Below are 4,905 nucleotides of genomic sequence, written 5' to 3'. Positions count from 1 at the left end.
AAGAAGTTCGCCAGGATGGACTCGGGGTTCAGGCCAATGGCCTTGAGCAAAATCGTGACCGGCATTTTGCGGCGGCGGTCGACACGGAAGTACAGCACGTCCTTCGGGTCGAACTCGAAGTCCAGCCAGGATCCGCGGTAAGGGATGATGCGGGCCGAAAACAGCAACTTGCCCGAGCTGTGGGTCTTGCCCTTGTCATGCTCGAAAAACACGCCGGGTGAGCGGTGCAGCTGGGACACGATCACGCGCTCGGTGCCGTTGATGACGAAGGAACCCTTGTCGGTCATGAGCGGCACTTCGCCCATGTAGACCTCCTGCTCCTTGACTTCCTTGACAACCTTGGACTGCGAGGTCGAGGATTCGCGGTCATAAATGATCAGCTGGACTTTGGCGCGCACGGCCGACGCAAAGGTCAGGCCGCGGGTCTGGCATTCACGCACATCGAAAGCGGGCTTGGCCAGGTTGTACTCGAGAAACTTCATCTCGACAAAACCGTTGTGCGAGACGATGGGGAAAGCGTTTTCAAACGCTGCTTGCAAACCTTCAATTTCGCGCTTTTGCGGCGCACGGTCGGCTTGCAGAAAAGCCGTGTAGGCGTCTTTCTGCATCTGCAGGAGGTAAGGAACGTTCAGCACACTTTCGCGGCTGCCGAAACTTTTGCGAATTCGCTTGCGTTCGGTATAGGAATAGGCCATGAGTTCTCCGCTTGGATGGGACACAAACAAGTACAACAACTGGTTTGTTAAGCTCTGGCGACTGTCTTGAATGAATACACCGCGTAATCAAACAGACTTGGTGGTTGGCCACTACCAACCATGGCGGACGGCAACGCATTGCGCGTTGCCCGAACCAAGGCGTTTCCTGCAGTCGGGGTCAGGAAGCACTGGCAAGAAGATTTTTGTCAAATCTGCTTGCCAGTGGTTCCAAAGAGCTGAAAAACCCGCTCGCGCGGTGCTTTTAACGCTGCTCCTTGAAAAGCACGAAAGGCTGGAAGCCGAAGCCGGCTTCCAGCCTTCGCAAAACCCAAGGATTACTTGAGTTCGACTTTCGCGCCAGCGTCTTCGAGCTTTTTCTTGGCAGCTTCAGCGTCGGCTTTTGGCAGGCCTTCCTTGACGTTCTTGGGAGCGCCGTCAACCAGGTCCTTGGCTTCTTTCAGGCCCAGGCCGGTGATCTCACGCACCGCCTTGATGACCTGCACCTTCTGGGCACCGGCTTCGAGCAGAACGACGTTGAAGTCGGTCTTCTCTTCAGCCACTGCAGCAGCAGCGCCGCCGCCGCCGCCGCCAGGTGCAGCCATGGCTGCAGCGCTCACGCCAAATTTCTCTTCGATGGCTTTCACCAGGTCGTTGAGTTCGAGGACCGTCATGCTGTCGAGCGCGGTCAAAAATGCGTCTTTATCGAATGCCATTTTGATTTCCTAAAAAAGTTGGGTACAAGTTACGCCGCTGCAGCTTCTGCTGCGGGCTCTGCGGCTGCGACAACGTCGCTGCCAGCGCCTTTTTTCTCCGCCAGCGCGGCCAGCACACGTGCCGTACGCGAAATGGGGGATTGCATCAGGCCCAACAGCTGGGCGAGCAGCACTTCTTTCGAAGGGATGTTCGCGAGCTGCTTGACGCCGTTGACGTCCAGGACTTTTCCTGCCATTGCGCCTGCGCGAATCACCAACTTGTCGTTGGTTTTTGCGAAGTCGGCAACTACCTTGGCGGCAGCCACGGCATCGGTGGAAAAGCCATAGATCAGCGGTCCGGTCATCTGGTCGGACAGGACATCAAACGCGCTACCTGCCACGGCACGGCGAGCCAGGGTGTTTTTCAACACACTCAGGTTCACACCTTTGTCGCGGGCTTGGCTGCGCAGCCTGGTCATGTCAGCGACCGTGATGCCACGGTATTCCGCCATCACAAGCGTTTGAGCTTTAGCGGCGAGGCCTGTCACTTCATCAATGACGGCTTGTTTCTCACTGCGGTTGAGACTCAAGGTCTACTCCTTAATATTGTGTCTTTGGGATGCCGCTTTCGCACCACACCATCCACACGCCTATATTCAGCGACCAACTGTTTTCAGATTCTTTTCAAAACCATTCAAGCAGCGGGACCGCCATCTGCGTTGGCTGTCTTTCGACGATTAAGCGGTTGGCTTTTCAGCCTACCGCACCAACGGTCCTGGATGGCCTGCCGGAGCCTGAACCCCGGCAGCCCACCACTTTGAACAGCCCTTGCGGGCCATTCAAATTTTTTGCAATTACGCCGAGATGGTTTGTGTGTCGACGCGAACGCCCACACCCATCGTTGACGAAACTGCCACTTTTCTCAAATACACACCTTTGCTCGACGCAGGCTTGGCCTTGGTCAAAGCGTCGATCAGCGCAGCCAGGTTTCCCTGCAGCTTGTCGGTGTCAAAAGAGCGGCGACCTATCGTGCCGTGCACGATACCGGCTTTGTCGACACGGAACTGCACCTGACCGGCTTTGGCGTTCTTCACGGCCGTTGCCACATCAGGGGTGACCGTTCCGACTTTCGGATTGGGCATCAAACCACGTGGGCCGAGAATCTGGCCCAGGGTACCGACGACACGCATGGCGTCAGGCGATGCAATCACAACGTCGAAGTCCATCTTGCCGGCCTTGATGTCGGCAGCCAGATCGTCCATGCCGACGATGTCAGCACCAGCGGCCTTGGCTTCCTCAGCCTTGGCACCTTGTGCAAACACAGCCACACGTTTGGTTTTGCCGGTGCCATTAGGCAGCACAACGGCGCCGCGCACGACCTGATCGGATTTCTTGGCGTCGATACCAAGCTGCACCGCCACGTCGATGGATTCATCGAACTTGGCAACCGCAAACTCTTTCACCAGACCCAGGGCATCGGCAACCGCGTACAGCTTGTTGCTGTCGATTTTGTCGCCGATGGCTTTTTGACGCTTGGTCAGCTTGCTCATACAACACCCTCCACCGACACGCCCATGGAGCGGGCCGTACCAGCAATCGTGCGAACTGCTGCATCAAGGTCAGCAGCCGTCATGTCTTTCATTTTGGTCTTGGCAATTTCTTCCAGCTGTGCGCGGGAGATCTTGCCCACCTTCACCGTGTGCGGCGTGGCAGAACCCTTGTCGAGCTTGATGGCCTTTTTGATCAGGACGCCTGCGGGAGGTGTCTTGATGACAAAGGTAAAGCTCTTGTCGGCAAATGCCGTGATCACCACAGGCAGCGGCAGACCGGGCTCGACACCCTGGGTCTGGGCATTGAATGCCTTGCAGAATTCCATGATGTTCAGGCCGCGCTGACCCAAAGCTGGGCCAATCGGCGGGGACGGATTGGCCTTACCAGCTGGCACTTGCAGCTTGATGAAGCCGACGATTTTTTTCGCCATACTTTTCTCCTTGCGGGTACTAACGCCAGGACGCTGTTAGAAACAGGCCCGGGCTCCCCGGGGGTTACACAACTCAATCAGACTCCGTCAAGAGCCCTCCGCGCCGAGTTGCAAGGCACGAATTTCTACCTGCCAAACAAATCAGGTCTTTTCGATCTGGCTGAATTCCAGCTCCACTGGTGTCGCACGTCCGAAAATCGTGACGGACACGCGCACTTTGTTCTTGTCGTAGTTGACCTCTTCAACCGTACCGTTGAAGTCGGTGAACGGGCCGTCCTTGACGCGAATGTATTCACCGGTCTCAAATTCGACCTTGTGCCTCGGCTTCTCGGTGCCGACCTGCATCTGGTCCACAATCTTCTGGACATCTTCTTCCGAGATCGGTGCCGGCCGGTTCTTGGCGCCGCCGACAAAACCCGTCACCTTGTTGGTGTGTTTCACCAGGTGCCAGCTTTCGTCATCCATGACCATTTCGACCAGCACATAACCCGGGAAAAATCGGCGTTCTGTGGTTTTTTTCTGGCCGTTCTTGATCTCGACCACTTCTTCAGTGGGCACCAGAAAACGGCCGAATTTGGCCTGCATGCCGGCGCGGTTGATGCGCTCGACAATATTTCGCTCAACGGCTTTTTCCATGCCCGAATAAGCATGCACCACATACCACTGCATGCCGGGAGTCGGTTGCAGGGATGTGCCAGCCGCCACTTCGCTGATCACGTCGCCGTTTATATTGCTCATTATTTCTTCCACCCCAATATCAGGTCGTAAAACACCCACTCAAGCGTTTTATCGGTGAGCCACAAAAACAGAGCCATCACCACGACAAATGCAAACACATAAGCCGTCATCTGCATGGCTTCCTTGCGGGCCGGCCAGACAACTTTTTTGACTTCGCGCCAGGAATCCCGACCAAAAGCGACAAACTGCTTGCCCGGCTCGGAGGTCATGAACACCACCACTGCAGCCACCAGACCAGCAATCAGGCCACCCCATTGGGCAATCTGCCCCTGCTTGGCAAGCAGGTAAAAGCCCGCGAGCGCACCAAAGACCAAGGCCACAGCCAGGGCCAGCTTGGCCTTGTCAGCAGTGGTGCTGACGGTTTCGACTTGAGAAGTGGCCATGAGCGCCTGATTCCTGTTCCATCATCTTGCGTCTTTTCAGACGCTTAAGCCCACCTGGGGTCTTTCGACTCCCGGCGGGCTTGCATTTGTTATCTCTTCCAACCACCTGCAGCGTCAACCGCCAGGTGGCAGGGGCAGTAGGAATCGAACCTACAACCTTCGGTTTTGGAGACCGACGCTCTGCCAATTGAGCTATACCCCTTTATCTCTCAATCAGTAGGGAAAGGGCAGAGACGCCTTGCGTTATTGACCCAACCCCAAAAAAACCAGCCTTCTTACGCAATGATCTTGGCCACGACACCGGCGCCGACGGTTTTGCCGCCCTCGCGGATGGCGAAACGCAGACCCTCTTCCATCGCGATCGGGTTGATCAGCTTGACGGTGATCGACACGTTATCGCCTGGCATGACCATTTC

General features: G+C 56.2%; 7 protein-coding genes, 1 tRNA gene and 2 pseudogenes. 1 reads left to right on the top strand and 9 read right to left on the bottom strand.

Features of this window, described 5'->3' with window-relative positions:
- Positions 1-695 (bottom strand): annotated as a pseudogene (gene rpoB, locus Q8L50_RS14885) (DNA-directed RNA polymerase subunit beta); the annotation flags it as partial.
- Positions 696-765: 70 nt separating this feature from the next.
- Between rpoB and Q8L50_RS14880 the strand changes: the two are divergent.
- A complete protein-coding gene (locus tag Q8L50_RS14880) occupies positions 766-1,038 on the top strand; it encodes a hypothetical protein (protein WP_305349416.1) in 273 nt (90 codons plus the stop codon).
- Here Q8L50_RS14880 and rplL read toward each other — a convergent pair.
- From rplL to Q8L50_RS14840, 8 genes and pseudogenes are all read right to left on the bottom strand, one after another.
- A complete protein-coding gene (gene rplL, locus Q8L50_RS14875) occupies positions 1,031-1,408 on the bottom strand; it encodes a 50S ribosomal protein L7/L12 (RefSeq protein ID WP_305349415.1) in 378 nt (125 codons plus the stop codon). The two genes, Q8L50_RS14880 and rplL, sit on opposite strands and share 8 nt — an antisense overlap.
- A gap of 29 nt (positions 1,409-1,437) precedes the next feature.
- The gene (gene rplJ, locus Q8L50_RS14870) at positions 1,438-1,977 is read right to left on the bottom strand and encodes a 50S ribosomal protein L10 (RefSeq protein WP_305349414.1); all 540 of its coding nucleotides are present in this window, start codon (positions 1,975-1,977) and stop codon (positions 1,438-1,440) included.
- Between the two features lie 264 nt (positions 1,978-2,241).
- Positions 2,242-2,937, bottom strand: coding sequence for a 50S ribosomal protein L1 (gene rplA / locus Q8L50_RS14865; RefSeq protein WP_305349413.1), 696 nt, complete (start codon positions 2,935-2,937; stop codon positions 2,242-2,244).
- A complete protein-coding gene (gene rplK, locus Q8L50_RS14860) occupies positions 2,934-3,368 on the bottom strand; it encodes a 50S ribosomal protein L11 (protein WP_188708843.1) in 435 nt (144 codons plus the stop codon). Before rplK ends, rplA begins: the two co-directional genes overlap by 4 nt.
- A gap of 141 nt (positions 3,369-3,509) precedes the next feature.
- The gene (nusG, locus tag Q8L50_RS14855) at positions 3,510-4,037 is read right to left on the bottom strand and encodes a transcription termination/antitermination protein NusG (RefSeq protein WP_305349417.1); all 528 of its coding nucleotides are present in this window, start codon (positions 4,035-4,037) and stop codon (positions 3,510-3,512) included.
- A 68-nt stretch (positions 4,038-4,105) separates the two neighbouring features.
- Complete coding sequence (secE, locus tag Q8L50_RS14850; RefSeq protein ID WP_305349412.1) at positions 4,106-4,489, bottom strand: preprotein translocase subunit SecE; 384 nt, start codon at positions 4,487-4,489, stop codon at positions 4,106-4,108.
- A gap of 126 nt (positions 4,490-4,615) precedes the next feature.
- Positions 4,616-4,691, bottom strand: a tRNA-Trp gene (locus Q8L50_RS14845).
- A gap of 73 nt (positions 4,692-4,764) precedes the next feature.
- Positions 4,765-4,905 (bottom strand): annotated as a pseudogene (locus Q8L50_RS14840) (elongation factor Tu); the annotation flags it as partial.

The sequence above is a fragment of the Polaromonas sp. genome, from assembly GCF_030680935.1.
GTDB lineage: Bacteria > Pseudomonadota > Gammaproteobacteria > Burkholderiales > Burkholderiaceae_C > Polaromonas.
This window is presented reverse-complemented; position numbering and strand designations above follow the sequence as displayed.